This window comes from Natronobiforma cellulositropha (assembly GCF_025629245.1).
Lineage (GTDB): Archaea > Halobacteriota > Halobacteria > Halobacteriales > Natrialbaceae > Natronobiforma > Natronobiforma cellulositropha.
Window position 1 is genome coordinate 32,378 of record NZ_JANZXN010000010.1, and the last position, 24,796, is coordinate 57,173.

A 24,796-nucleotide genomic window follows, 5' to 3' on the forward strand; every position below is an offset into this window, starting at 1 on the left:
CACAGTCGGTAACGCTTTTCTCACCGGCCACAGAAGGTCCTCGGTATGGACCCGCCCCGCGACGTCGAGTATCGGCCCGTCAGCGTCAAAGCGGTGCTCGCCGAGATGAAAGACACCGCCGAGTTGCTGATCGATCTCTCGTACTCGGCCGTCTTACTCGGCAGCGACGAAGTCGCAGAGGAGGTGCTCGCGCTCGAAGAGCGGATGGATCTCCTCCAGATGCAGGCGCGGATGAGCCTGTTGATGGCCGCTCGAAGTCCGGACGACGCAGAGCAACTCGCGCCGGTGCTGGGTGTCGTCGGCGCTGCCGAGAAGATTTCGGATGCCGCCGGAGACATCGCCAAGATCGTCTTAGAGGAGATCGGTCTCCCCGACGCGATGCGGACGGCACTGCCCGAAGCGGTCGAACCCGTCGTCCGTGCGAGCGTCGATTCCGGCTCTCGTTTCACCGGTCGGAGCCTCGGCGACATCGACTTCGAGACCGAAACCGGCGTGCGCGTCGTCGCCGTCCGCCGTGCGGGCGACTGGCTCTTAGATCCCGACAGCGAGACGGCGCTCGAGGGTGGCGACGTCGTGCTCTTGCGTGGCTTCGAAGAGAACCTCGCTCCCGTCTACGAGACGGTCTCGGGAACTCCCTACAGCGTCCCCGACCCGGCCGAACCGGGTATCGACGACTTAGAGCGCGCCGTCGACGCTATCGTCCTGATGAAGAACATGAGCGAACTCGCCGTCGACATCGCCTACGGCTCCGTGCTGTTCAACAGCACCGACCTCGCCGAGGAGGTCGCCGCCCTCGAGACCGAGGTCGACCAGCTCGAGTCGCGCTTCGAGGCGTGGACGCTCCAGGCGGCCGCGCGCGTCGAGGATCCGGTGAGTCTGCGCGGGCTGGTACATCTGGCGGGCAGTACCGAAGTGATCAGCGACGCCGCCCTCGAGATCAGCGAGGGCGTCTTACGCGGTCTCGGAACGCACCCGGTCGTCGCCGAGGCGGTCTTCGAGAGCGACGAGGTGATCGTCCGCCTGACCGTCGGCGACGGCTCGACGCTCGACGGCACCACCCTCGGCGAGCAGACGGTGCGTACGGCGACCGGGATGCGGATCATCGCCGTCCGCCGGCCGCGTGGCTCACCGAGTCCGATGGACGACGAGTGGGAGGTCCAGCCGGGTCCCGACACCGCGCTCAGTGCGGGTGACGTGATCCTCGCGAAGGGGACTCGAGCGGGCGCGGAGCGGCTCGAAGAGCTGGTCTGAGCCGCCGGCTGTTTCTCACGCCCCTTCGTCGACGGCGAGTTCTCGCGAGAGCTTCACCGCCGAGTAGATGGTCAACAGGACGGCGACCATCGCGCCGACGGTGACGGCGACGACGAACGCCAGGCCGACGTACAGCATCGGGTCCGCGCGCGTCACCGGGGCCGGGAGGACGAAGACGGCGAGTAGCGTCGCGGCGAAGAGCGTCCCGACGACGAGACCGATCAGCGCGTTTCGCTTGACCCTGAGTGCGGCCAGAAACTGCGCAGTTGGGGGGCGCTCGGGGCGGTTCTGTGACACACTCGAGGGGAGGAACTCGAGGGACAAAATCGCGTCGGATGGCTCCGCGAGCGCTCCGGGTGTCCCGGTGCGCTCAGGCGTAGGCCTCGAACTCCCGGCCGAAGACGAGGAAGTAGCCCGTGCCGACGAGACCGATCACCGTCGCGAGCGCGAACGCGAGTACGGGGTCGCCGGCGAGGAGCTGTTCGCCGGTCAGGGGGTTCCAGATGCCGCTCCAGAGCAGGCCGCCGAGGGCCGCACTCGGGATGACGAGGACGTTCCGGACGAGGTAGTAGGAGCCGGTCACCCGGCCGCCGGCGCCCATCTCGGCGGGACCGACGATCAGCGCCTTGTGCGCCGGGAGTCCCGCGAACCGCAGTCCGGAGAAGGCGAACAGCAGCGCCAGCACGCCCGCGCTCTCGGGGGCGCTGATGAGCAGGATCGGAAAGACCGCGTAGACGGCGAAGCCGACGGCGACGACTGGCTTCAGGCCGACGCGCTCGGCGAGTTTCGCTGCGGGGACCATCACCAGGAGGGCGACGAGCATCTCGAGACCGAGCAAGAGTCCGAAGTACGCCTGCGGCGAGAGGTCGACCGTGCCCACGGCGGGAAGCGAGAGCGAGAGACCGACGCCGAGTACCTGGGTGACGACGAGGACGAAGAAGACGTAGACCATGCCGTTGGCGAAGCGTACGAGCGTGTCGCCGACGAGCAGTGGCCGCAGCTCCGGGGGCAGGTTACGGAGGTCGCGTCGGATCTGTGAGACGCCCTGGAACTGTTTGCCGTAGCTGTCCTCGCTCGCGTCGTAGAGGACGTGCTGGGCGAGCGTACCGAGGACGCCGAAGACGATGGCGACGAGTAAGATCAGCTGGAAGGCGGTGACGATCTCGCCCTCGCCGGTGCCGAAGGGGAGAAAGAGTGCCGCCGCGATCAGCGGCCCGATCAGGAAGGCGGTCCGGCGGAAGCTCTCGGTGCTCGCGAAGCCAGCGGCCAGCTGTGAGGGTGGGACGGCCTGTTTGACGATGGCGTAGGTCGCCCCGAGACCGAATGATTTCCAGGCCTGGGCGAGGACGAGACCCGCGAAGATCGCCAGAATCGAGAGTTCGACGGAGCCAACTGAGAATCCGCTCAGCCAGGGGGCGAGCAGCCAGACGGTGAAGCCGAGCGTCGAGACGAACCCGAACGCCGTCAGCGCGTAGCGCGACCCGATCCGGTCCGAAATCGCCCCGCCGGGGTAGGGGTAGACGGCGGCGATCACGTTCCCGAACGTCCCGAACAGCCCGACGACGAACACCGTCGCCCCGAGCGCCACCATGTACTCGGCCATGTAGCGGCTGGTCATCTGAAAGCCGAGGCTGAACGCGAACATCGCGAGCGAGAGCACCAGCACGTCCCGCTCGAGCGCGAAGAACTGGCGGTAGGCGTCGAACGGATCCGGCCCCTCGTCCGCAGGAGCGTCCTCCTCGAGACTCATGGATCTCTCTGTTCGCTCGAGCGTCTTTGGCGTTCGGCTCGCGGCAGTGTCCGACCGCTCTCGGCGGACGCCTCCGCCGTCCGGCGGAAAGACCGAACAGTAAAGGCCGGGGCCACCTTCCTCGGTGGTATGACGACGCTCGGAACGGCGAGCGCGGCCCCCGGCGAACTCGCGACGGGCCGGCTCGAGGTCGGCGAGACTCGAGACGGCAGTCCGTTCGGTCTCCCCGTCGCCGTGGTGAACGGAGCGGAGCCCGGAGGGACGCTCTACGTGCAGGCGGTGAGTGACGGTGACGAGTTGAACGGCGTCGGGGTGATCCAGCGCGTCGTCGACGAACTCGATCCGGCGTCGCTCTCCGGGACGATACTGATCGTCGGCATCGTCAACTACCACGCCTTTCAGGTCGCCGAACACCGCAACCCCATCGACGACACGAAGATGAACCGGGCCTACCCCGGCAACGAACACGGGACCTCGAGCGAGCGCATCGCGCACGCGACGTTCGAGGCGGCCTCCCGTGCGGACCTCATCCTCGACTTACACCAGGGATCGACCAGCCGGATGATCGACGAGGTTCGCGTCCGCTGTGGGAAGCGCCACCGCCTCCACAGTGAGTGTCTCGAACTCGCGAAGGTCTTCGGCTGTGGCTACGTCCTCGACCAGAAGGGTCCCGACGGCCAACTCGCTCGTGTCGGACCCGACGAGGGCATTCCAACGATCGATCCGGAACTCGGCGGTGCCGTCGGCTGGGACGAGACGAGCATCCAGAAGGGCGTCGATGGCGTCTTCAACGTCCTCGCTCACTACGGCTTTCTCGAGGGGGAGTCGGACTACAGACCGCAGACGCGCGCCAGCGGTTTCGACCAGTACGGCGCACCCGCCGGCGGGTTCGTCCGCTTCCGGAAGGACCTCGGTGAGCGCGTTCGCGCCGGTGAGACTCTCTTCGAGGTGACGACCGCCTTCGGCGAGGTGAGAGCGGAGGTGACCGCGGACCACAACGGTATCTTCTGGCGAACCCGGCGACTCCCACAGGTCGCCACCGGCGAGTACGTCTGTTCGGTCGGCACCGACGTCGACAGTTACTGACCCGGACAGCCAAAACGCCAAGGTGTCTCGCTCACAAGTCGATACCCACCCGGACGGTATACACTATGCCAACATCTCTCACCTGTCCCGACTGCGGCACCGACTACGACGCCGGCCCGGACGAACCCTGGCGCTGTGAGTGTGGCCACGCCCTCGAGTTCGCCGAGTCGCCCCACCCGAAGGGGAACCCGCTCCCGATCAGCCAACTCGACACGAGCAACGGTCTCTGGACCTTCTTCGAGTTCTTGCCGATCGAGCGCCACGTCTCCCTCCACGAGGGGTTCACGCCGCTGGTCAACGCCCCCGAGTGGGGCGCGCAGTTCAAACTCGAGTACGTCTTTCCGACGGGGTCGTTCAAAGACCGCGGCGCGACGACGACGCTCTCGCGGGCGGTCGAACTCGGCGTCGAGAAGGTGATCGAAGACTCCTCGGGCAACGCCGGGGCGTCGATCGCGACCTACGCGGCGCGGGCGGGTCTCGAAGCCGACATCTACGTCCCCTCGACGGTCAAACAGTCGAAGCTGATGGCGATCCAGCGCGCGGGTGCCAGGCCGGTACGCGTCGACGGCACCCGCGAGGACGTGACGATGGCGTGTATCTCGGCGGTCGAGGCGGGCGAGGGGTGGTACGCCAGTCACGCCTGGAACCCGGCCTTCTACGCGGGCACGATGACGTTCGCGTTCGAACTCGCCGCCCAGCGCGGGTGGACCGCACCCGAGACACTCGTGTTGCCGATCGGTCACGGCACGCTCTTTCTGGGGGCCTACCGCGGCTTCTCGCTGCTGAACAGAGCCGGTATCGTCGACGGGATGCCCAGGCTGCTCGGCGCGCAGGTCGCCGGCTACGCCCCCATCGTCACCGCCCTCGGCGGTGAGACCGTCCCCGGCGACGGCGGCGACGATCCCGACATCGCCGACGGCATTCAGATCGCCGAACCCGCCCGTGGCACGCAGATCGTCGACGCGCTCACCGAGACCGGTGGCGAGGTCGTCGCCCTCGGCTCCGACCCGATCGAATCCGCGCTCGACCGTCTCCACCGCGGTGGCTTCTACGTCGAACCGACCTGTGCCGTCGCTCCCGCCGCTCTCCGACACTTCCGCGAGAGCGGCGTCGTCGACGAGGACGAAGACGTCGTCGTCCCGCTGACGGGCAGCGGTCTCAAGACGCTGTAGCGACTCGAGCGCCGTTCGGACGACTCATCCGTTCGTTCTCGAGCGGGTCGGGCGTCGTTCTCCGTCTCGGTCTCGCCCTCCTCGAGCGTCGGTCAGAAAAATCCGGTCACGGTCGCACAGGATGGTCGTTCTCACGGCGCGTCCCGACCGGAGGGACCCGCCGCGGCATCGGTACGCTCGTTGGTTCGGATGGACGTCTCAGCCGGTCGCTCGAGCGCCTCTCGGTGCGCTGAACGAGCGCTGAGCGGTCCCAGCGAGTCGCGTCTCAGAGCATCTCGAAGAGCGCGACGACGTCGTTGAAGCCGACGTTCCCGCTCCCGCTGAAGTCGAAGTACTCGACGTTGCTCTGGACGACGTCGCCGTTGTGTTCCTCGAAGAACGTCACGACGTCGTTGAAGCCGAGGTTACCGTCGCCGGTGACGTCCTCGTAGAGACCGTCGCCGGAGAGGTCCTGGGCGTCGTTGCCGTCGCCGTTGACGTCGAGTCCGGATGGCTCGTCACCGTTGCCCGGGCCGGGGTCGATCGGGTCGACCGTTTCGGGTTCGGGCGTCTCCGTGATCTCGCCGACGAGTTCGGCGAGCATGAAGAACAGCGGTGCAGTGTAGTTGATCGCCCACTCGTTGGTGGCGTACGAGCAGTGCTCGTCGATGTACGCCATGAGGTGTTCGGTGTCGGCGTCGATGTGGTCGAGGGTACAGTCACCCTCTCCGACGAGCGAGTCGCTGTTGTGTGGGCCGCCGACGAGCATACCGGGGATGGGGTCGTCCATCTCCTGGCTCTGGACGATGCGGTCGTGTGGCCGCATGGTGGACTTCTCGCCGTAGCCGGTCACGTAGGAGTAGCCCGTCGCGCTGCGTCCGAGCGCGTGGTGGAACGGCTCGTGGATGAGGGCGGCACCCTCTTCCTCGTGAATCCAGTGCTCCCAGTCCGCATCGTGGGTCTCGTCGAACATCTCGATCGACCAGATTCCCTGGATCGCTCGGGAGATGCCGGACTTGAGGTGACCCCAGTAGTAGTCGTAGACGCCGGTCATCCAGCGGTCTGCGTCGCTGTTGCTGTCCTCTCCGAGGTAGACTTCGGTGGCCCAGAAGGGGCCGTTGAGCCCTTCGGCTGCGGTCCCTTCGTCGTCGTGGGCTGTCCCCTTCAGGTCGCCGTCGGCCCAGAAGTAGGCGTAGTGGCCGAGACCGACCGGATTGTTCCAGTCGATCGGGACGGCGATGTCGCCGGGGAGGTCGTCGACGACGCCGCCGTCACCCGAGAAGCCGAGATCGGTGTTCTGAATCCACTGGTCGTAGGAGGAGTCGCCGGTCGTCCGCAGCAACTCGGCGGCCGCCCAGAACCGGTCCGGTTCGTCGAAGCCGGCGCGGCCGTAGCCACCGGAACCGTCGTCCTGTCCATCGGACATCTCCCAGACCAGATCCGGGTTGTCCTCGAGCCACGCCCAGGCGTCCTCGGCGCACTCGAGCATCTCGGCGGCGAAGGCGGGGTCGTGGTCCTCGTAGACACGCGCGGCCATCGCCATCGCTCCGCAGGCCATCGCCGTCCCGGCCGAGGAGGTGCCGAAGACGTAGCGATCGCGGTCGTCGTCCTCCGGCGCTTCCTCCATTCCCGGCCAGTCTTTAGCCGCGAGTTTGTAGAACAGCGAGCCGTTGGGTCGCTGCATCTGCTCGAGGAACTTCAGCGCCTCCTTACATTCGACTAAGACGTCGGGCATCGTGCCGAGTTCGGGATCGTCGACGGTGTCGTCGACGTAGAACTGACCCACGTGGAACGCCTCCGGGTTGCGTTCGTAGGCGAGCAGCATCTGGGCGACGGTGATGCCGGTCGGGTTGACGTACTTGCCGTAGTCACCCGCGTCGTACCAGCCGTTGGGGACGCTGATCGTGTCACCAGCCTCGTAGTCCTCGAGCCAGTCGCCGATCGGTTCGGCGACGATCGCTTCTTCGTCCTGGGTGTGGCCCGGGCCGATGTGCAGACCTGTGTAGGGGTCCTCGATTCGGGTGTTCGAGCGTTTGAGCGTGTAGAGACGGCCGACGTCGCGCAGCAGCGGCGCGTAGATCTCGCTCGCGTCGCCGATCTGGAACGGGTGCGACTCCTCGTCGCCGACGACGACCTTGTACTCGCCCGGCTGGTCGAAGTCCGAGAAGTCCGCCCACTTCAGCGTCTGGGTCGTCCCCGCCTCGTCCTGTAGCTCCGCCGAGAGGCTGCCCTGATCTACCGAGGCACCGGTGTCGGCGTCGACGATCTCGAACGAGGAGACGCTCGAGACGTCCATCGCCTGCGAGGTCGCGATCGCGATCTTCGTCCCCCCGGTCGGGTAGCCGACCTGGTTGACCCGCACGCCGCGGTAGTCGCCGTCGTCGTGGGCGGCGAGACCTGTCCCCGCCATCGGTCCGCCGAGAGCAGCCAGCGCGGCAGCCCCCCCGAGACCCTTCAAAACGCTTCGTCGTTGCACCATCGAATCGTTTGATCGATCCATACAAACATTTAGTTGAATTTTACATCGATAAAACTTTCCCTCTAAATACACTGAAAATTGATAGAGTGCCAAGGTGTCACACGTCGGTCGGTCGCGTGCGAGCCGACTGCGCACCGAGTGAAACCCGACATTCCTTTACTCTCGCCCTGAATACGACCACAGCATGTTCCTCTCGCTCCGGACGGAGGTCGAAGCCGCCTTGCGCGACGCACTCGAGGCGCGCTCGTTTCCGACCGACGACCTCGGCATCGAAGAACCGCCCGAAGACGTCGAGAGCGTCCTCGCCTCGAGCGTCGCGTTCCGACTGGCGGGTGTGGCCGGTGCGCCGCCGCCGCAGGTGGCGAGCCAGCTCGCAGCCGAACTCGACGCTGACGGCCTGACCTACGTCTCACGCGTCGAGACTCAGGGACCGTACCTGAACTTCCTCCCGAGCGAGACCTACTTCGCCGAGACGCTCGCCGCCGGAACTAACCCGACCTACGGCTCGCTCACCGACCGCGGCGAGTCCGTCGTCGTCGAACACACCAGTGCGAACCCCACGGGACCGGTCCACGTCGGCCGCGCGCGCAACCCCATCATCGGCGACGCCGTCGCGAACCTCCTCGAGTACGCGGGCTACGACGTCTCTAGACACTACTACGTCAACGACGCGGGCCGACAGATGGCGGTGTTCACCTGGGCCTACGAGACGTTCGACGCCGCGGATCTCGAAACCGACCCCGCACGCGAGCGCGTCGAATACGACCTCGTGCGTTACTACCGCAAGGGTAACGAGTTCCTCGAGAACGCCGACGAGGCGGCGGTCGCCGAGGCCGAAGCCGAGATCGACGCGATCATGCAGGGGCTCGAGGCGGGCGACGAGGAGACCTACGAGCGCGTCAGCGAGGTGGTCGACCAGGTCCTCGGCGGCATGAAAGACTGCCTCGCCCGCTTGCCCGCCGAGTTCGACGAGTTCGTCAAAGAGACCCGATTCATGTTCGATGGCTCGACCGCCGACCTCGTCGACCGGCTCGAGAACCTCGACGAAGCCGTCTACGAGGAGGACGCCTGGCAGCTCGACCTCTCCGCTCACGGCATCGAGAAGAACCTCGTCTTCCTGCGCTCTGACGGCACCTCGCTCTATCCGACGCGCGATCTCGCCCACCACGAGTGGAAACTCGACGAGTACGACCGCGCGGTCACCGTCCTCGGCGAGGACCACAACCTCCAGGCCGAACAGCTTCGAACCACGCTCGAACTGCTCGGCGCGGAGACCGACCGCCTCCGTCAGGTGCTCTACTCCTACGTCAACCTCCCGGAGGGGAAGATGTCCACCCGCCGCGGCACCGGCGTCGACTTAGACGACCTCCTCGACGAGGCCATCTCGCGTGCGCGCGACGAGGTCGAATCGAGACTCGACGGCCGCATCCGCGACGACGACCTAGGCGACGAGGACGTCGAGCGTATCGCCCACCAGGTCGGCATCGGTGCCGTCCGCTACGACATCGTCTCGAAACAGCCGACCAAAGCCATCACCTTCGAGTGGGACCACGCCCTCGACTTCGAGGCCCAGTCCGCCCCCTACGTCCAGTACGTCCACGCGCGTACGTGTGGGATTCTCGAGGAGTCCGGGATCGGTGTCGACGGCGACGTCGAGGCGGACGTCGACGCCTCGCTGCTCGAGACCGACGCCGAACGGGACCTCCTCGAGACTATCGCCCGCTTCCCCGCGGTCGTCGAGGAGGCCGCAGACGACCTCGAACCCCACCAAATTGCGACCTACACCCGCGAGTTCGCCGAGTCGTTCAACACCTTCTACCGCGAGTGTCCGGTGCTCGCAGACCGTGTCGACGCCGAGGTTCGCGAGGCCCGACTCGCGCTGGTGGCCGCCTCGAGACACACCGTCTCGAACGCGCTCTCGATCCTCGGGGTGGCTGCGCCGCGCTCGATGTAGCTCTTTAACGTACGCGTCGGATCCTCCCGAACACAATACCTATCTTTCATTTCAAACCGTGAATGGTATTTATGTATGAATGCATGGCATACTCGAGCGACCTATGACTGAATCTGAGAGACAGTCCCTGTCGCGGAGAGCGGTGCTACGAAAGACTACCATGGCGGGTGCAGTTGTTCTCGGTAGCGCGACCGCGGCGTCGGCGACCGTCACCGCATCGGAGATCGAGTTGTACGACACCGTCGAGGTCACTCCATCCTCGACGATGACGTTCCGACAATGCTGTACTGCTGACATCTCTTGTCAGAGCGACTGGAGACGAGGAGGTGAGCGCGGAACCGTCGTCGAGCAGTGCAGTCCCAACGGATCTGATACGTTTTTCGGGGTACTCTGGTTCGACTCCGACCCGTCGCAGGACCCGGTTTCTTACGTCGACGAAGCCAACATCGAACCCGTTTCCTGACCACCAGAGCGCATCCCGTTTTCACCGAACACCGTCACCGCGGATCCGATTCTGCCTCGGTGATCGCACTCGAGACGTCGTCGTGTGAGGCGGTATTCGATCCGTCGGCGTCACGTTCGCCTCCGGTGTCACTGCCGCCGTCGGTCGCCTCGTTTCCGTCGGTCGGGCGCTGTTTCGGTGCCGGAACGTCCAGGTCTCCGACCTCGACGGCCAGCCGTCGGAAGGCGATCGAGGCCGGACTGTGGGGCTTGTGGACGACGAGCGGCGTTCCCGCGTAGACGCTCTCTCTGACGGCCGGATCGTCCGGGATCGTCGTGATGAGCGGCACGTCGAGCTGCGAGGCGATCTCGTCGTAGGGGACGTCCCCTTCGGGCCGGGTGCGCGTGATGACGAGTCCCTCGACGGTCCCGCCCGCCCGGTCGGTGAGCTCGAGGGTTTTCTTCGCGTCGTGGACTGCCGCTGGTTCGGGCGTCGTCACCAGGAGGACGGCGTCTGCGAGACCGAGCGGGAGGACGGTCTCGTGGCTGACGCCCGCACCGACGTCGATGAAGACGAACTCGGCCTGCTCGCGCAGCCTCGAGACGACGTCACCGAGACCCTCCGGTGAGGTCTCGGCGTAGCCGTCGAGGCTGGTCCCGCTCGGGACGACGACGATATTCTCTGCGAGTCTGTGCGTCGCGTCCTCGACGGACGCGGTTCCTGCCAGTACGTCGTGAAGCGTCGCCGAGTCGCTGTCGAGGCTGAGGAACCCCGCGAGGTTCGCCATGCCGATGTCGGCATCGACGATGGCGACGCGCTTGCCTGCCTGCGCGAGCGCCGTCCCGAGGTTCACCGTCGTCGTCGTCTTCCCGACGCCGCCTTTTCCGCTCGCGATGGCGTACACCGTCTGTTCGGACATGTGGTCGTTAACCCCACCAAGTAGCGGAACCACCTTAAATCGTCTCGTCCACTCAGTCACCGATAGGGTTCGCAGCCGTCGCCAGTCTCGCCGCGGTCGTGCGTGTCAAAGGATACTTACCCGCGGCCCCGTTTTGTACGGTCGATGAGTCAGGAGGGCGAACAGGACCAGTCCGACCGGAAGAAGTACGAGTTCCGGAAGGTGATAGAGGACCTCAAGAACTTCGAGGGCTCGGGGACACAACTCGTCACGATCTACATCCCCGAGGACCGCCAGATCAGCGACGTCGTCGCCCACGTCACGCAGGAACACTCCGAGGCGGCGAACATCAAGTCGAAAGCGACGCGGACGAACGTTCAGGACGCCCTCACCAGCATCAAAGACCGGCTGCGCTACTACGACACCTACCCGCCCGACAACGGGATGGTGATCTTCTCCGGTGCCGTCGACTCCGGCGGCGGCCAGACCGACATGGTCACGAAGGTCTTAGAGGCCCCTCCACAGCCCGTCGAGTCCTTCCGCTACCACTGTGATTCGAACTTCCTGACCGGCCCGCTCGAGGACATGCTCACCGACAAGGGCCTCTACGGCCTGGTCGTCCTCGACCGCCGTGAGGCCAACGTCGGCTGGCTCAAGGGCAAACGGATCGAACCCGTCAAGTCCGCCTCGTCGCTCGTCCCCGGCAAGCAGCGCAAAGGTGGTCAGTCCGCCCAGCGATTCGCCCGCCTCCGACTCGAGGCCATCGACAACTTCTACCAGGAGGTCGCGGGGATGGCCAACGACCTGTTCGTCCCCAAGCGCCACGACCTGGAAGGTGTCCTCGTCGGCGGTCCCTCCCCGACGAAAGACGAGTTCCTGGATGGCGACTACCTCCACCACGAGATTCAGGACAAGGTCCTCGGCAAGTTCGACGTCGCCTACACCGACGAGTCCGGCCTGCGCAACCTCGTCGACAACGCCCAGGACGCCCTCGCCGACGCCGAAGTCGTCAAGGACAAACGCCAGATGGAGGAGTTCTTCAAACAGCTCCACGCCGGCGAGCGCGCCACCTACGGCTTCGACCAGACGCGAACCAACCTCGTCATGGGATCGGTCGACAGACTCCTGATCAGCGAGGACCTCCGGAAAGACGTCGTCACCTACGACTGTGCGGAGTGTGGCAACACCGACCGCGAACTGCTCGACCGGCGCAAGGCCACGCCCGAGCACACCTGCAGCGAGTGTGGCGCAACCGTCAGCGCTGGCGAGGACGACCGCGACGATGCCATCGACCACCTGATGGAGATCGCCGACCAGCGCGGCACCGAGACGAAGTTCATCTCGACGGACTTCGAGAAGGGCGAACAGCTCTACAACGCATTCGGCGGCGTCGCGGGCATCCTCCGCTACAGTACCGGCGTCTAGGGTCTCCTCGGTCTCGACACCGAGATATTTTTAGCGTTCCAATATATACAGTGTATTGACGAGTCGAGATGTCACCACAGTCCTCGGATCTCGGCGTCCTCGAGACGCTCTCCAGACGGTACCCCGTCCTCTCGCGTCTCGAGACCGGTCCCAAGCGAAAACGCGACCTCGTAGACGCCCTCTCGGTCTCCCGGTCGACGGTCGACCGGGCGATCCGCGAACTCGAGTACTTCGAGTTCGTCGACCGCTGTGACGGCGTCTACCGGCTGACGGCAGCGGGCCGCCTCGCCCTCGCCGAGCACCGCGAGCGTCTCGACGCGCTCGCGTCGATCACCGACGTCAGCGAACACCTGCGGTGGCTCTCCCGGGATGCACCGATGTCGGTCGACTTCCTCGCCGAGGCGACCGTCTTCGAGCCGAAATCACACGCGCCGAACGAACCGTTCGAAGTGATCGTCGACCGCACCGACGACGCCGAGTGCATCCGGGGACTCATGGCCGCCGAACGTGTCCCCCACTTTCGCACCCGTATCTGCGAACGGACGGCGACCGACGACCTCACGGCCGAACTCGTCTTCACGGCCGAACTCGCCGGCTTCTTCCTCGAGACCTGCGCCTCACAGCTTCGCGAGGCCGTCGCCTCCGGCCGGTGTTCCCTCTACGAGACGCGCTCGCTCCCGTACGGTCTCTGGATCGTCGAAACCGCCTCGCGCGAGGAAGCGTTCGTCGTCGTCCACGGCGACTCCGCCGACGTCCGCGCCGTCTTCCGGAACGACTCGCCGGACGCCCTCGAGTGGGCGAGCGGCGTCTACGAGCGGATTCGCGACCGGGCAGATCCGCTCGCTCTCGACTAGTACTCCGACGAGCGTCGGCCGATGAGTGAACCCGGACGCCCGAATTCGGTTTCACTCACCCGTTCAGGCTCGCCAGAGCACTAGTACACCGACTGCTCTAGCTGGTGGCGGCGACGCTCGAGGTCGATATCCGGATCGATCACGGGCTCGGCCAGCAGCCGATCGATCGTCAACAGCGGGTCGACGCCCGCGCGCTCGAGCGCCTCGAGCGCCCGTTCGATCTCCGCGCGGTTGAGCGCGAGCGACGAGCACAGCTCGAGCAACAGTGCGAACGGGACGGTCCCTTCGCCGTCCGGAAACGCCGAACTCACCCGCGAGAACTCGGATTCACCCTCGAGTGCCGTCTCGTCGCTCGCCGGATCGACCCGGAGACAGCGCGGACAGAGTCTCGCCGCGGCGGCGTCTCCCGGTGCTAACTCGCGGTAGGTGTCGGGGACGGCGAACGTCACCGGTTCGGTGTCGCTCGAACAGTGTGGACAGGTCATAGAGAAACACGCACGCGGTACTCGCGTCGTTCAGTCGCCGCCGGGGAGACCGCCCGCGGTGGCCTGCTCGAGTTCGTCGCCGCTTTCGGGTTCGTCGTCGGTGTCGGCTCGCTCGGCCTTCTCTTCCTGTTCTTTCTTCTCTTTGATCTTCTTCAGACGGAAGATCTCCTCGCGCTCCTGTTCTTCGAGTTTCTGCTCGATGTACTCCTGGCTGTCGTAGAGGTCGGGCAGGAGTTTGAACTCGAGAGCGTTGACGCGGCGTTTGGTGGTCTCGATCTCGCGAAGCATCTTCTTCATCGCGGTCTCGACCTCGGCGGCGAGAATAACGCTCTCTAAGAGGTCTTCGTAGGCCTCGGCGGCCTCGTCGATGCGCGCGGAGGTGCCCATGATCCCGTAGCCACGCTGGTCTACGCTCTTCGAGACGCGCGAGGACTCGATCTGTGGGACGACGACGCCCATGATGTTCTTCGCCTCGGTCGTGATCTCGGGGTGTTCCTGGAGTGCCGCGGCGGCCCCGCGGACGGCGACGTCGCCGTCCATCGCTCGCGCCATGTTGATCTTCTTCTGGGCCTCCTCGTAGTCGTCTGAGAGTCCCGAACGGACGTCCTGGGCCTTATCGAGGATGTCCATAAACTCCATGATCAACCCGTCCCGTTTCTTCTCGAGTGTGCCGTGGCCCCGCTCTGAGAGTTCGATGCGATCCTCGATCGCCATCAAGTTCTTGCGGGTCGGCTTGACGTCCTTGGCCATCTTGTGGGTCGATTGCGCCCGCAGTCGGATAACTGTTTACAGTTGCGTGCGCCGGCGCTGTCGGGGTTTGGTTCGTCGCCGACGGTGGATTCAGTAACGATCAAATACCTTGCTGTGCTATCACGACCCAGACAGTCGATGAATCGAGACCGCGTCCTCGCGGCGATCGCCGGAGCCGTCGGCATTCTCGCGGTTGCCGTCGCTGGCGGTGCCACCGATACCACGCGAACCGAGCAGTCGACGTCCGGTGACGGCGACGGATCGTCGACGGTCGTTCCGGAGGGGTGGACCCAGGGAGCCGTCCCCCACGAATCGATCTTCCCCGAGTGGCTGTTTCACTTCGTCTGGACGCTCCCGATTCTCACGTTCGTCGCGTTGCTCGTCGGCTCGAGTCTCTGGTACATCTACCGCCACGGTCTCCGTGCGTACCTCTCCGTCTTCACCGATCTCGTCACGATCGTCGTCGCCGCGTCCGCCGCGGCGATCATCGTCGGGGGTCCGCACCTCTATCTGCTCGTACGACAGGAGGGCGACGACCCAGTCCCCGTCGAGAGCGACCCCGACGGTGGGCTCGAGGGCAGCCCCGAACCCGGTGGCTCACCCGACCCGCTCGTCACCGACTCGCTCACTCAGCTTCCGCTCGAGGCGTTCGCCGTCGCGCTGATCGTCGTCTTCCTCGCGCTCTTCGCGCTGATCCAGTACCGGCGCGAGCCGTCGTCACGCACCCGTTCTTCCGGGTCGAACGCGGTCTCGGCCGACGAGCCAGGGGTCGGCAACGTACACAGCGAGAGCCGCCCGGCCGAGCCGTGGCACGTGGCCCACCAGGAGGCGACCAACGGCGTCTACCACGCCTGGCTCTCGCTCTGCCGGGCGACCGGCGGCCAGCGCCGTGTCACGGAGACCCCCGGCGAGGTCGCGACCGAGGCCGTCGACGCCGGTCTCGACGAACGCGGCGTTCGAGAGGTTACCTCGCTGTTCGAGGCGGTGCGATACGGCGGCCGGTCGCCGACGCCCGAACGAGAACGGCGCGCCAGAGACGCCGCTGCGTCGTTCACCGTGGAGGACGAACGCCCGTGAGCCGAACGACCGTCGGCTACGGCGTCGCACTCGGTCTCGCCGTCCTCGGCTTCGCCGTGGCGTTCGTTCCCGGAATCGACGCGAGCGTCACCCTCTCGAGTGCACTCCTGACCTGGCTCGGTCTGCTCGCGCTCGTCGTCGGTGCGTTCACCGCACGCGCGTGGCTTCGCACCGACGCGCGAACGGTCCGCCCGGAAGCGCGCGAACGCCGACGGCCGATGGCGACACCCGGCGACGAGTTCGACCGCCGACTCGCGGCGGTCCGTCCGGCGGCGGCGATACCGGCCCGGTACGAACGCGACCCCTTCCGTGAGCGCGTCCTCGCCGACCTCGAATCGACTGCACTCGACGTCCTCGAGCGCCACGATAGTCTCTCGCGCGACGAGGCCGAAGCACGCCTCCGCTCGGGGCAGTGGTGTGCGGACCCACTCGCCGCCTCGTGTTTCACCCCCGGTGACGACGCGACGGGACCGAGCGCGTGGGCTGCGGACACGGTCGGTGAGCGGACGGCGTTCGAACGACAGGTCGACCGCGTCGTCGACGAACTCGAGCGGCGCTCGATGGAGGCCGGCCGCTGATGTCCTACAGCGTCCCCAGTACGGCCCGCGTCCTCGAGCCATCCCGTTCACAACGCCGGGAGACGGAGACGACCATCGCCGTCGGCGACGTCAGGGAGCGTCGGACCAGGCGGTGGTACGGCGTCACCGCCGTCGCGTTCCTCGCACTCGGTCTCGGACTGGTGACCCGAGCGCCGACGCTCGTCCTCGCGAGCGTCTTCGGTCTCGGGTTCGCCGCCTACGCCAGACTCGCCCCCGCACCGCCGGTGACGGTCTCGCTCGAGCGGACGCTCAGCGACCCCACTCCCGCGCCCGGTGCCGTGGTACACGTCGACGTGACGATCCGAAACGAGTCCTCGCGCACTATCCCCGACTGTCGCGTCGTCGACGGTGTGCCGCCCGGTCTCGCCGTCGTCGAGGGAACGCCACGACACGCGGCCGTTCTCCGACCCGGCGACGAGACGACGTTCACCTACGCCGTCGAAGCCACGCGCGGGACCCACCGGTTCGATCCGCTGTTGTTCGCCTCCTACGACGTGAGCGGCGCGACCGAGCGGGCCACCGCCGTCGACGACGAGACCTCGCTGACCGCCGTCGAACCGTTGCCCGACCCGTCGGTCTCGCTGCCGCTGCGCTCGCAGCTGACCCGCCACACCGGGACGGTCCCCTCGAGTGCCGGCGGTGCGGGTATCGAGTTCGCCGCCGTCCGCGAGTACCGACGCGGCGACCCCTTCAACCGGATCGACTGGAACCGAACCGCCAGAACCGGGGAGCTGACCACCATCGAGTACCGCGTCGAGCGCACCGCCTCGGTCGTCGTTCTCGTCGACGCCAGGGCGGTCGCCTACGCCGCGCCGAGTGCGGACGCCGTCTCGGCCGTCGACCGGAGCCTCGAGACCGCTCGCGCGCTCACCGCCGCGGCGCTCGCCGACGGTCACCGCGTCGGTCTCGCGGCGCTCTCGCCCCACGAGTGCTGGCTCGCACCCGGCAGCGGCAACGACCACCGCGCACGGCTCACCACGATGCTCGCGACCCACGAGGCGTTCGCCTACGCGCCACCGACCGACCGGTTCGATCCACAGGTGGCGATCAACCGGCTCAAGAGCCACCTCTCCGGGGACACCCAGGTCGTCCTCTGTAGCCCGCTGTGTGACGACTTCGCCGTCGCGACCGCCGTCCGACTGGAAGCGGGCGCCCACCGCGTCACCGTGCTCAGCCCCGACCCGACGGCCGACGACACCCCCGGCCACCGCCTCGAGCGCCTCGAGCGTCGTGAACGCGTCTCCGATCTCAGACGGCGCGGGATTCCGGTCGTCGACTGGGATCCGTCGACGACACTCGAGCGGACGCTCGCTCGTGCCACCCGGGGGTGGTCGCCGTGAGCACCGTGACGTTCGACGCGTCGCCGTCGTCGGTGGCGCTCGCCGTCGCTACACTGGGCGGTCTCGTCGGTGCAGTCGCGGCCGCCGTCGACCCGCTCGTCGCGTCCATCGCCGTCTGTGCCGGGGCCGCGCTGCCTCTCGCCGTCTACTACCGCTCACACAGCGCACTCGCGTTCGCCGCTGGGACGCTGTTCGTCGCCGTCTTACTCGCCGGACTCGTCGGTGCCAGCCCTCCTCGCGTCCTCCTCGGTGTCGGCGCGGCCGTCGTCGCGTGGGACGCCGGATCGAACGGTCTCACCGTCGGCGCACAGCTCGGTGCCGACGCGACGACCCGGTCGGTCGAACTCGTCCACGTCGCCGGGACGGTCTGTGTCGCCCTCGTCGTCGCCGTCGCCTCCTTCCTGGTGTTCGACGCCGTCGGCACGCTCGCACCGACGGCGCTCGTCCTCCTGATCGTCGCCGCCGTGATACTCGCCTGGCTGCTCGAGCGCTGACCGGCGGGGGAGCTATTTTGACACTCGTTCCCGTACCCGCATCCAACCCGTGGCCCACCCAGACCGCCAGACACTCCCGGAGCCGCTCGAGCCACCCGACGTCGGCTTCGTCGCCGCCGTCGGCGTCTACACCGCCCTCGCCGTCGCCTCGCTCGCCGTCGCGCTCGCACTGGCGATCAGCCCCAGCGGTGCGTCGGTGGTCGGCAGCGTCACCACCGCTGCCACGGTCGGTCTCGTCGTCGGCTCACTCACCGCGAGCGGCCGCACCGGGCTCCCCGAACGCCTCGGCTCCCGGCGTCGCCCGCGCTCGCTGCTGTTCGTCGTCCCGGCTGCCTTTGCACTCGCCTCTCTCGTCGCTCTCACCACGCCAACGCTCCCCGACCGAGTCGCGTTCGCCACCGGCTTCGGCGCGCTCTCGACGACCGCCGCCGCGTTCGGCCTGCACTCGATGGGGCGGACGCGCTACGCCCGCGTGATGGCCGCAGACGACCCACTCGAGTCGACTCCCTACCTGAATCCGAGGCAGGTCTACCTCTCGGGTGCCGTCGGCGTCGGCTGCACCGCCGGCTCGCTCCTCTGGCTGTTCACGCTCGGCTCCGGTGGTCGCGTGCGCCTCTGGTGGGGCCTGCTCGTCGTCGGCCTCTTCTCGCTGCTGTTCGCCTACTCGACCCACCGCCTCGCCTCGCTCGAGGCCGGCGACGCGAAGCCAACCCACCGCCGTCGCGTCCTCGGCACCGAGTGGCTCGAGTACGGCTACGCCCACCCCGACTCGCTGCCGACGCTCGAGGTCCACCCGTCTGGCCTGGTCCTCAGACGCCCGTTCGACCGCCGCTTCGTCCCCTGGCACGACGTCACCGCGGTCCGCCTCACGGACACCACGCTCGTGATCGAACGCCGCGGCCGTCTCGACCTGCGGTGTGCTCGCTCTGTCCTCGACGACCCGGAACGGACGCTCGAGGTGATCGACCGCGCCCGCCAGCCAGCGCCAGCGTCGGCGACGCTCGCGTAGCTCACCCTCGGATACGCACCGCCCGAAAAATCTCGGCCGTGAACCCGCGTTCAGTCCGCCGTCGCTTCCGCGACTTCCGACTCGTCCTCGAGGTAGTACTCCTCGATCGCGTCCTCGTCGATACGGTTGAGTTCCTCCTTCGGGAACATCGAGAGCAGTTCCCAGCCGATCTCGAGCGTCTCGATGATCGTCCGGTCGGTGTCGTAGCCCTGCTGGACGAACTCCTCCTCGAAGCGGTCGGCGAAGTCGAGGTACTTGTTGTCACGCTCGCTGAGCGCCTCGCGGCCGACGATGTTCACGAGGTCACGGAGGTCTTTCCCCTCCGCGTAGGCGGCGTAGAGCTGTGCAGAGACGTCGGAGTGGTCGCCGCGGGTGAGCCCCTCGCCGATCCCGTCGTCCATCAGCCGCGAGAGGCTGTCGGAGACGTCGATCGGTGGCTTCGCTCCCTGGCTGTTGAGGCTGCGGTCGACGATGATCTGGCCCTCCGTGATGTAGCCCGTCAGGTCGGGAATCGGGTGGGTGATGTCGTCGGAGGGCATCGTCAGGATCGGAATCTGGGTCACCGATCCCTCGCGGCCTTCGATTCGACCCGCACGCTCGTAGAGCTGTGCGAGGTCTGTGTACATGTAACCGGGGTAGCCACGCCGACCCGGCACCTCCTCACGCGCGGCACCGATCTCGCGCAGCGCCTCACAGTAGTTGGTGATGTCCGTGAGGATGACGAGCACGTGGTAGTCCTTCTCGAAGGCGAGGTACTCTGCGGTCGTCAGCGCCAGTCGCGGCGTGACGGTTCGCTCGACTGCGGGGTCGTCCGCTAAGTTCATGAAGACGACCGAGCGCTCGAGTGCGCCCGTGCGCTCGAAGTCCTGCATGAACTCGTTTGCCTCTTCGGCGGTGATACCGATCGCGCCGAAGATGACCGCGAAGTCACTCGCTTCGTCGTCGCCGCCATCTTCTTCCTCCGGCACCGTCGCCTGGCGGGCGATCTGGAGTGCGAGGTCGTTGTGCGGAAGCCCGGATCCGGAGAAGATCGGGAGCTTCTGGCCACGCACCAGCGTGTTCATGCCGTCGATCGTACTCACACCCGTCTGGATGAACTCCTCGGGGTACTCACGCGAGTAGGGGTTGATCGCCGCGCCGACGATGTCGCGGCGCTCTTCGGGAACGATCTCCGGGCCGTCGTCGATCGGGTTCCCGGAGCCGTCGAGCACCCGCCCGAGGAGGTCCTCGGTGACGGGCATCTTCATCGTCTCTCCCAGGAAGCGCACGGAGGCGTTGCGGTCGATCCCGCCGGTCCCCTCGAACACCTGGATGGAGACGAGTCCCTCACTCGACTCTAGCACCTGTCCGCGCAAGGTGTCGCCATCCGGCGTCTCGATCTCGACGATCTCGTCGTAGCCGACGGGTTCGTCGACCTCGGCGAACACCAGCGGACCGCTGATCTCAGTGATTGTTTGATACTCTTTCATGATTAGTACAGCTCCCTGATCTGCGCCTCGAGGTTCGATTCGAGCTCGTCGATGAACTCGTCCCACTCTTCTGCGGTACCCATGCGGTTGAGCCGCGGGGCCGCGTCGACGCCCGTGATCTCACCGACCGGCACGCCAGCGTCGAGGGCGGCGAACGCCTCGTCGTTGAACGTCTTGATCGCCTGGAGCATCTGGTAGGTCTTCTCCGGCGGACAGAAGGTGTCGACGTCGTGGAACGCGTTCTGCTGGAGCCACGCCTCACGCAGGTAGCGGGCGACCTCGAGGGTGAGCTGCTGGTCCTCCGGTAAGGCGTCTTTGCCGACGAGCTGGACGATCTCCTGGAGTTCGTCCTCCTCGTCGAGCACGTCGACGGCCCACTGGCGGATCTCGGGGAAGTCCTCGGCGACGTTCTCTCGGTACCAGGGGTCGAGCTGCTGGGTGTACAGCGAGTACGAATCGTTCCAGTTGATCGATGGGAAGTGCCGACGGTTCGCGAGGTCGGCGTCGAGCGCCCAGAACGTCTTGACGATACGGAGCGTGTTCTGGGTGACCGGCTCGGAGAAGTCACCGCCCGGCGGCGAGACGGCACCGATCGCCGAGATCGATCCCTGGTCGCCGTTGAGCAGTTCGAACAGGCCCGCGCGCTCGTAGAACTCGGAGAGCGACGCCGCGAGGTAGGCCGGGTAGCCCTCCTCGCCGGGCATCTCCTCGAGTCGGCTCGAGATCTCACGCATGGCCTCCGCCCACCGCGAGGTGGAGTCGGCCATCAGCGCGACGTCGTAGCCCATGTCGCGGAAGTACTCCGCGATGGTGATTCCCGTGTAGATACAGGACTCACGGGCGGCGACCGGCATGTTCGAGGTGTTCGCGATGAGGCAGGTACGGCTCATCAGCGGCTTGCCCGTCTTCGGGTCCTCGAGTTCGGGGAAGTCTTCGATGACTTCCGTCATCTCGTTGCCGCGCTCGCCACAGCCGACGTAGACGACGATGTCCGCGTCGGACCACTTCGCGAGCTGGTGCTGGGTGACGGTCTTCCCGGAGCCGAACGGGCCCGGAATCGCCGCGGTCCCGCCTTTCGCGATGGGGAAGAGACCGTCCTGGATGCGCTGGCCACTGACGAGCGGAATCGTCGGCGACTGCTTCTCGAGTGCGGGACGGGCCTGTCGGACCGGCCACTCCTGGTGCATGGTGACCGCCTCGCCGGAGTCGAGTTCGACGACGGGTTCGTCGACCGTGAACTCGCCTTCTTCGGCTGCGGTCACGTCGCCGCCGTCGTAGTCCGGCGGCACCATCACCTTGTGGGTGATACTCTCGGTTTCGGGAACCTCCCCGACGATGTCGCCGGGTGCAACGGTGTCACCGACCGAGACGGTGGGGGTGAACTCCCACGTCTTCTCTAAGTCGATCCCGGGGGCGTCGACCCCGCGGTCGAGGAAGGCCGTCCCCATCTTCGACTCGAGGACGTCGAGCGGGCGCTGGACGCCGTCGTAGATGGAGTCGAGCATGCCGGGTCCGAGGTCGACCGACAGCGGTTCGCCCGTGTTCTCGACGGGTTCGCCGGGACCGACACCGGAAGTCTCCTCGTACACCTGAATCGTCGTCAGGTTCCCTTCGATTTCGATGACCTCGCCCATCAGCCCTTCGTCGCCGACGTAGACGACGTCGTTCATCCGGGCGTCGAGGTCCGCAGCGGTCACGACGGGACCGCTCACGCTTTCGATGATCCCGTCCTCTCGGACGGTCTCTGTGTCTTGTGCCTGACTCATAGCTTATGTCTGGTTGTCCGCGTTCGCTTCTTCGTCCATCAGGTCGATCCCGATCGCGCGCTTGATCTGCTCGCGCAGGCCGCCACCGCCGCTGCCGCTCGCGCCGATCGTGATCACGACGGGTTCGACGCTCGTCTCGACCTCCCCGCGCACCTCTCGAGAGAGATACTCGAGGTCGTCGTCGTGCATGACGACGATGCCGACGCCCTCGTCTGCGAGGACGTTCGTGACTGCTGCGTCTAAGTCCGTCGCTTTCTCACCGTCTGGAACGTTCTCGAACCGCCTGACGCCTGCCAGCCGGAAGCCCGTCGTGAACTCGGGGCTGCCGACGACGGCGATCTCTTGACTCTGGCTCATAGGATCACCAGTTCGTCTTCGATTTCCGCCTCCGTGAGACCGACCTCCCGACCGCGGGCGATCGCGCGGATGTTCTCGACCTCGCGCTCTTTCGCGAGGATGTACGAGAGCACCGCCGACACCGAGACCGGGTAGATACTCGAGAGCGTATCGGCGTACTCGAGCAGCGCCGCGTCCATCGCGTGTTCGAACTGGATGAGGCTGTCGGCCTCGCGCAGGCGGGCCAGCGCACCGCCGAGTCGGTCGCCGTAGCGGCCGCTGTCGGCGATGTGATCGACGAGTTCGTCGTAGTTGCCGACGAGGCGGCTGAGTTCCGCCTGCGTGAACAGGACGCCGCCCTCGATGTAGTAGGCTGCCGGATCGAGATCGGCCCCGCTGCGTGCGAGCCGGAGCGCGTTTCGCGCGTTCAGGAAGTCGATCTCGGCTTCTAAGAACTCGACGTAGAGCGCGTCGGGACCCTCCTGTGGGCGTCCGAGGTCGTCGAGTAAGTGTTCGTAAAACTCCCGGTCGAGTGCGTTCTCGAGGGAGACGAGTGCGCCGGTCTCCTCGAACTCCTGGTAGGCTTCCGAGAGGGGTTCGTAGAAGACGGTGCCACCGAGGATCTCGATGACGTCGTCGATCTCGTCGACCTCGAGCAGTCGGTCGAGCGTCGAGTCGGGGAGTTCACCGGCGCGGATGAGGTCGGTCGAGACCTCTTCGGTCGGCGTCTCGGTGTAGATCCCGCGAATAATCGTCTTGACGTTCCAGACGTCGAACTTCCGGAGGTACCGGCCGATCAGGTCGTAGAGTCGCCCCTCCGACCAGTCCAGTAAGTCGTCGAAGTGCTTCGCGAGGTTGCGGTTCAGTGCGTACTCGATCAGGTCGACGCCGGAAAAGCGCGTCCCGAGCGCGTTGATCTCGCGCTCGTACTCCGTCTCCTCCATGAACCGGGCGATCTCGCTCGGTCCCATCCGGATCAGCTTGCGGTAGTCCTCGTCTGCGAACAACACGGCTCTGCGCGAGCGGACGCGTGCGTTCACGTACTCCGGATTCGAGGCTCTTGCGCTCATTGCTCGAAGAGTCTGTTGCTGATCTCGCGGAGGTTCTCCTCCCAGACGCTCTCGAGTAGCGAGTCGAACGTGTTGTTGACGCGGACTCGCGAGTGGTCGCTCTCGACGACGACGCCGCCGAGGCAGTCGTACTCGCCAGCGTACTCGTAGCCGTCGTAGTCGGCTAAGATCGCCGTCAGCAGGTCGGCGTCGTCGTCGCGGCCGTAGACGCGAACCTCGTCACCGTCGTCGAACTCGACACTCGCCGCGTCGAGCAGCGTCCGGGTGAGTTCCTCTCGAGTGTCGCCGTCGAGGGCGGCCAGTTCGTCTTCGACCTGGTCGCGGACCTGGGTGAGGACGTCGCGGCGTGCCTCGAGGCGGTGTTGTTTCGCCTCCAGTTTCGCACTGGAGAGTCGCTGTTCGCGCAGCTGCTCGATCTCACGCTCGACCGTCCCCTCGGCGGACTCGAGGATCTCCTCGGCGTCAGCGTCGGCGGCGGCTTCGATCTCCTCAGCTCGCGCGTCGCCCTCGGCGCGAATCTCCTCTGCGCGCGCGTGGGCCTCTTCCCGAATGTCCTCAACGACAGTGTCCAAACTCATTGTGAGAGAAGGGGGTCGGCTAGACCAGGAAAATAACGACGATCGCGAAAATGACGAGTGTCTCGGGCAACACTGTCATGACGATCCCTGGGACGAACATGTCGCGGTCCTCGGCGATTGCGCCGACAGCCGCGGCACCGATACCACGTTCTGCGTACCCCGACGCCAGCGCTGCGAGGCCGACACCGAGTGCTGCAGCCGCTTCCGGCTCCAGGATCGGGCCGCCGTTTTCTGCCTGTAGTGCTACTGCGGTTGCCAAGAGGTCGCTAACTTCTAACATGGTGAATCGGTTACGGTTGGTCTGGGTCTCGAATGTACCCTAACGGTTCGTATCTGTCCGTGCTCCCCTCATAAAACTTCTGAAAGAAATCGACATACTGATGCTGGATCATCTGATTTCACGTTTCTGTGATAGCGTGTGGCAGTATTCCTAACTGTCTAATTTTGTATTCTTTGTCGACTCCCGCCATAGAACACCCGTCGATTTCTACGCGATACTTTCTAAAGAATGCCTATCGATCAAAAACGAAAAC

The 24,796-nt window shown here is 66.2% G+C and carries 24 protein-coding genes; 12 read left to right on the forward strand and 12 right to left on the reverse strand.

What is annotated here, in order from left to right; genetic code table 11:
• Positions 1–45: 45 nt before the first annotated feature.
• The gene (locus tag N0B15_RS04855; RefSeq protein ID WP_263018362.1) at positions 46–1,251 is read left to right on the forward strand and encodes a potassium channel family protein; all 1,206 of its coding nucleotides are present in this window, start codon (positions 46–48) and stop codon (positions 1,249–1,251) included.
• Between the two features lie 15 nt (positions 1,252–1,266).
• Here N0B15_RS04855 and N0B15_RS04860 read toward each other — a convergent pair whose 3' ends face one another.
• Together N0B15_RS04860 and N0B15_RS04865 are read right to left on the reverse strand one after the other, a co-directional pair.
• Positions 1,267–1,548, reverse strand: coding sequence for a DUF7536 family protein (locus N0B15_RS04860; RefSeq protein WP_263018363.1), 282 nt, complete (start codon positions 1,546–1,548; stop codon positions 1,267–1,269).
• Positions 1,549–1,621: 73 nt separating this feature from the next.
• Entirely contained in the window at positions 1,622–3,001 is a 1,380-nt protein-coding gene (locus tag N0B15_RS04865) for an MFS transporter (protein ID WP_263018365.1), read from the reverse strand.
• A 129-nt stretch (positions 3,002–3,130) separates the two neighbouring features.
• On the opposite strand from N0B15_RS04865, the gene N0B15_RS04870 reads away from it, so the two are divergent.
• A complete protein-coding gene (locus N0B15_RS04870; protein WP_263018367.1) occupies positions 3,131–4,087 on the forward strand; it encodes a succinylglutamate desuccinylase/aspartoacylase family protein in 957 nt (318 codons plus the stop codon).
• Positions 4,088–4,152: 65 nt separating this feature from the next.
• A complete protein-coding gene (locus N0B15_RS04875) occupies positions 4,153–5,259 on the forward strand; it encodes a threonine synthase (RefSeq protein ID WP_263018368.1) in 1,107 nt (368 codons plus the stop codon).
• 265 nt (positions 5,260–5,524) lie between these two features.
• Here N0B15_RS04875 and N0B15_RS04880 read toward each other — a convergent pair whose 3' ends face one another.
• Complete coding sequence (locus tag N0B15_RS04880) at positions 5,525–7,738, reverse strand: glycoside hydrolase family 9 protein (RefSeq protein ID WP_263018369.1); 2,214 nt, start codon at positions 7,736–7,738, stop codon at positions 5,525–5,527.
• A 163-nt stretch (positions 7,739–7,901) separates the two neighbouring features.
• On the opposite strand from N0B15_RS04880, the gene argS reads away from it, so the two are divergent.
• Together argS and N0B15_RS04890 are read left to right on the forward strand one after the other, a co-directional pair.
• Complete coding sequence (gene argS, locus N0B15_RS04885; RefSeq protein WP_263018370.1) at positions 7,902–9,671, forward strand: arginine--tRNA ligase; 1,770 nt, start codon at positions 7,902–7,904, stop codon at positions 9,669–9,671.
• A gap of 103 nt (positions 9,672–9,774) precedes the next feature.
• On the forward strand, positions 9,775–10,134 hold the full coding sequence (locus N0B15_RS04890) for a hypothetical protein (protein WP_263018371.1): 360 nt from the start codon (positions 9,775–9,777) through the stop codon (positions 10,132–10,134).
• A gap of 34 nt (positions 10,135–10,168) precedes the next feature.
• On the opposite strand, the gene minD is transcribed toward N0B15_RS04890, so the two are convergent.
• On the reverse strand, positions 10,169–11,032 hold the full coding sequence (minD, locus tag N0B15_RS04895; RefSeq protein ID WP_263018372.1) for a cell division ATPase MinD: 864 nt from the start codon (positions 11,030–11,032) through the stop codon (positions 10,169–10,171).
• Between the two features lie 144 nt (positions 11,033–11,176).
• On the opposite strand from minD, the gene prf1 reads away from it, so the two are divergent.
• Together prf1 and N0B15_RS04905 are read left to right on the forward strand one after the other, a co-directional pair.
• Positions 11,177–12,436 (forward strand): peptide chain release factor aRF-1, encoded by a 1,260-nt coding sequence (gene prf1 / locus N0B15_RS04900; RefSeq protein WP_263018373.1) that lies wholly within the window; start codon positions 11,177–11,179, stop codon positions 12,434–12,436.
• Positions 12,437–12,504: 68 nt separating this feature from the next.
• Positions 12,505–13,290 carry a helix-turn-helix transcriptional regulator gene (locus N0B15_RS04905; protein WP_263018374.1) on the forward strand — a complete coding sequence of 262 codons (786 nt, stop codon included), beginning with the start codon at positions 12,505–12,507 and terminating at the stop codon, positions 13,288–13,290.
• Positions 13,291–13,370: 80 nt separating this feature from the next.
• Here the strand turns inward: N0B15_RS04905 and N0B15_RS04910 are convergent, their stop codons facing one another.
• Both N0B15_RS04910 and N0B15_RS04915 read right to left on the reverse strand, forming a co-directional pair.
• Positions 13,371–13,775 (reverse strand): DUF6276 family protein, encoded by a 405-nt coding sequence (locus tag N0B15_RS04910; RefSeq protein ID WP_263018375.1) that lies wholly within the window; start codon positions 13,773–13,775, stop codon positions 13,371–13,373.
• Between the two features lie 30 nt (positions 13,776–13,805).
• Positions 13,806–14,525: a V-type ATP synthase subunit D gene (locus N0B15_RS04915; RefSeq protein ID WP_263018377.1), complete on the reverse strand. Its 720-nt coding sequence runs from the start codon at positions 14,523–14,525 to the stop codon at positions 13,806–13,808.
• Positions 14,526–14,663: 138 nt separating this feature from the next.
• Here N0B15_RS04915 and N0B15_RS04920 point away from each other — a divergent pair, with 138 nt between their 5' ends.
• The 5 genes from N0B15_RS04920 to N0B15_RS04940 are packed head-to-tail and all read left to right on the forward strand — an operon-like array spanning position 14,664 to position 19,044.
• On the forward strand, positions 14,664–15,602 hold the full coding sequence (locus N0B15_RS04920; protein ID WP_263018378.1) for a DUF4129 domain-containing protein: 939 nt from the start codon (positions 14,664–14,666) through the stop codon (positions 15,600–15,602).
• Complete coding sequence (locus tag N0B15_RS04925) at positions 15,599–16,180, forward strand: DUF7269 family protein (protein WP_263018380.1); 582 nt, start codon at positions 15,599–15,601, stop codon at positions 16,178–16,180. The genes N0B15_RS04920 and N0B15_RS04925 overlap by 4 nt, the downstream gene beginning before the upstream one ends.
• Entirely contained in the window at positions 16,180–17,541 is a 1,362-nt protein-coding gene (locus N0B15_RS04930) for a DUF58 domain-containing protein (protein WP_263018382.1), read from the forward strand. Before N0B15_RS04925 ends, N0B15_RS04930 begins: the two co-directional genes overlap by 1 nt.
• A complete protein-coding gene (locus N0B15_RS04935; RefSeq protein WP_263018383.1) occupies positions 17,538–18,035 on the forward strand; it encodes a DUF7519 family protein in 498 nt (165 codons plus the stop codon). The genes N0B15_RS04930 and N0B15_RS04935 overlap by 4 nt, the downstream gene beginning before the upstream one ends.
• Positions 18,036–18,084: 49 nt before the next feature.
• Positions 18,085–19,044 carry a PH domain-containing protein gene (locus N0B15_RS04940; protein WP_263018384.1) on the forward strand — a complete coding sequence of 320 codons (960 nt, stop codon included), beginning with the start codon at positions 18,085–18,087 and terminating at the stop codon, positions 19,042–19,044.
• Positions 19,045–19,094: 50 nt separating this feature from the next.
• On the opposite strand, the gene N0B15_RS04945 is transcribed toward N0B15_RS04940, so the two are convergent.
• From N0B15_RS04945 to N0B15_RS04970, 6 genes are read right to left on the reverse strand one after another with little or no spacing between them, the layout of a single operon-like run.
• On the reverse strand, positions 19,095–20,513 hold the full coding sequence (locus N0B15_RS04945) for a V-type ATP synthase subunit B (RefSeq protein ID WP_263018385.1): 1,419 nt from the start codon (positions 20,511–20,513) through the stop codon (positions 19,095–19,097).
• A gap of 2 nt (positions 20,514–20,515) precedes the next feature.
• Positions 20,516–22,279 carry an ATP synthase subunit A gene (locus N0B15_RS04950; RefSeq protein ID WP_263018386.1) on the reverse strand — a complete coding sequence of 588 codons (1,764 nt, stop codon included), beginning with the start codon at positions 22,277–22,279 and terminating at the stop codon, positions 20,516–20,518.
• 3 nt (positions 22,280–22,282) lie between these two features.
• On the reverse strand, positions 22,283–22,636 hold the full coding sequence (locus tag N0B15_RS04955; protein WP_263018387.1) for a V-type ATP synthase subunit F: 354 nt from the start codon (positions 22,634–22,636) through the stop codon (positions 22,283–22,285).
• A complete protein-coding gene (locus tag N0B15_RS04960) occupies positions 22,633–23,685 on the reverse strand; it encodes a V-type ATP synthase subunit C (protein WP_263018388.1) in 1,053 nt (350 codons plus the stop codon). Before N0B15_RS04960 ends, N0B15_RS04955 begins: the two co-directional genes overlap by 4 nt.
• Entirely contained in the window at positions 23,682–24,263 is a 582-nt protein-coding gene (locus N0B15_RS04965) for a V-type ATP synthase subunit E (RefSeq protein WP_263018389.1), read from the reverse strand. The genes N0B15_RS04960 and N0B15_RS04965 overlap by 4 nt, the downstream gene beginning before the upstream one ends.
• A 19-nt stretch (positions 24,264–24,282) precedes the next feature.
• A complete protein-coding gene (locus tag N0B15_RS04970; RefSeq protein ID WP_263018390.1) occupies positions 24,283–24,543 on the reverse strand; it encodes a hypothetical protein in 261 nt (86 codons plus the stop codon).
• Positions 24,544–24,796 lie beyond the last annotated feature (253 nt).

Coding starts and splice junctions, on each gene's coding strand:
- N0B15_RS04890 (WP_263018371.1), top strand. CDS start 9,775: ATGACTGAATCTGAGAGACAGTCCCTGTCGCGGAGAGCGGTGCTACGA.
- N0B15_RS04930 (WP_263018382.1), top strand. CDS start 16,180: ATGTCCTACAGCGTCCCCAGTACGGCCCGCGTCCTCGAGCCATCCCGT.
- N0B15_RS04865 (WP_263018365.1), bottom strand. CDS start 3,001: ATGAGTCTCGAGGAGGACGCTCCTGCGGACGAGGGGCCGGATCCGTTC.
- prf1 (WP_263018373.1), top strand. CDS start 11,177: ATGAGTCAGGAGGGCGAACAGGACCAGTCCGACCGGAAGAAGTACGAG.
- N0B15_RS04915 (WP_263018377.1), bottom strand. CDS start 14,525: ATGGCCAAGGACGTCAAGCCGACCCGCAAGAACTTGATGGCGATCGAG.
- minD (WP_263018372.1), bottom strand. CDS start 11,032: ATGTCCGAACAGACGGTGTACGCCATCGCGAGCGGAAAAGGCGGCGTC.
- N0B15_RS04910 (WP_263018375.1), bottom strand. CDS start 13,775: ATGACCTGTCCACACTGTTCGAGCGACACCGAACCGGTGACGTTCGCC.
- argS (WP_263018370.1), top strand. CDS start 7,902: ATGTTCCTCTCGCTCCGGACGGAGGTCGAAGCCGCCTTGCGCGACGCA.
- N0B15_RS04870 (WP_263018367.1), top strand. CDS start 3,131: ATGACGACGCTCGGAACGGCGAGCGCGGCCCCCGGCGAACTCGCGACG.
- N0B15_RS04920 (WP_263018378.1), top strand. CDS start 14,664: ATGAATCGAGACCGCGTCCTCGCGGCGATCGCCGGAGCCGTCGGCATT.
- N0B15_RS04960 (WP_263018388.1), bottom strand. CDS start 23,685: ATGAGCGCAAGAGCCTCGAATCCGGAGTACGTGAACGCACGCGTCCGC.
- N0B15_RS04965 (WP_263018389.1), bottom strand. CDS start 24,263: ATGAGTTTGGACACTGTCGTTGAGGACATTCGGGAAGAGGCCCACGCG.
- N0B15_RS04855 (WP_263018362.1), top strand. CDS start 46: ATGGACCCGCCCCGCGACGTCGAGTATCGGCCCGTCAGCGTCAAAGCG.
- N0B15_RS04880 (WP_263018369.1), bottom strand. CDS start 7,738: ATGGATCGATCAAACGATTCGATGGTGCAACGACGAAGCGTTTTGAAG.
- N0B15_RS04950 (WP_263018386.1), bottom strand. CDS start 22,279: ATGAGTCAGGCACAAGACACAGAGACCGTCCGAGAGGACGGGATCATC.
- N0B15_RS04875 (WP_263018368.1), top strand. CDS start 4,153: ATGCCAACATCTCTCACCTGTCCCGACTGCGGCACCGACTACGACGCC.
- N0B15_RS04955 (WP_263018387.1), bottom strand. CDS start 22,636: ATGAGCCAGAGTCAAGAGATCGCCGTCGTCGGCAGCCCCGAGTTCACG.
- N0B15_RS04970 (WP_263018390.1), bottom strand. CDS start 24,543: ATGTTAGAAGTTAGCGACCTCTTGGCAACCGCAGTAGCACTACAGGCA.
- N0B15_RS04905 (WP_263018374.1), top strand. CDS start 12,505: ATGTCACCACAGTCCTCGGATCTCGGCGTCCTCGAGACGCTCTCCAGA.
- N0B15_RS04945 (WP_263018385.1), bottom strand. CDS start 20,513: ATGAAAGAGTATCAAACAATCACTGAGATCAGCGGTCCGCTGGTGTTC.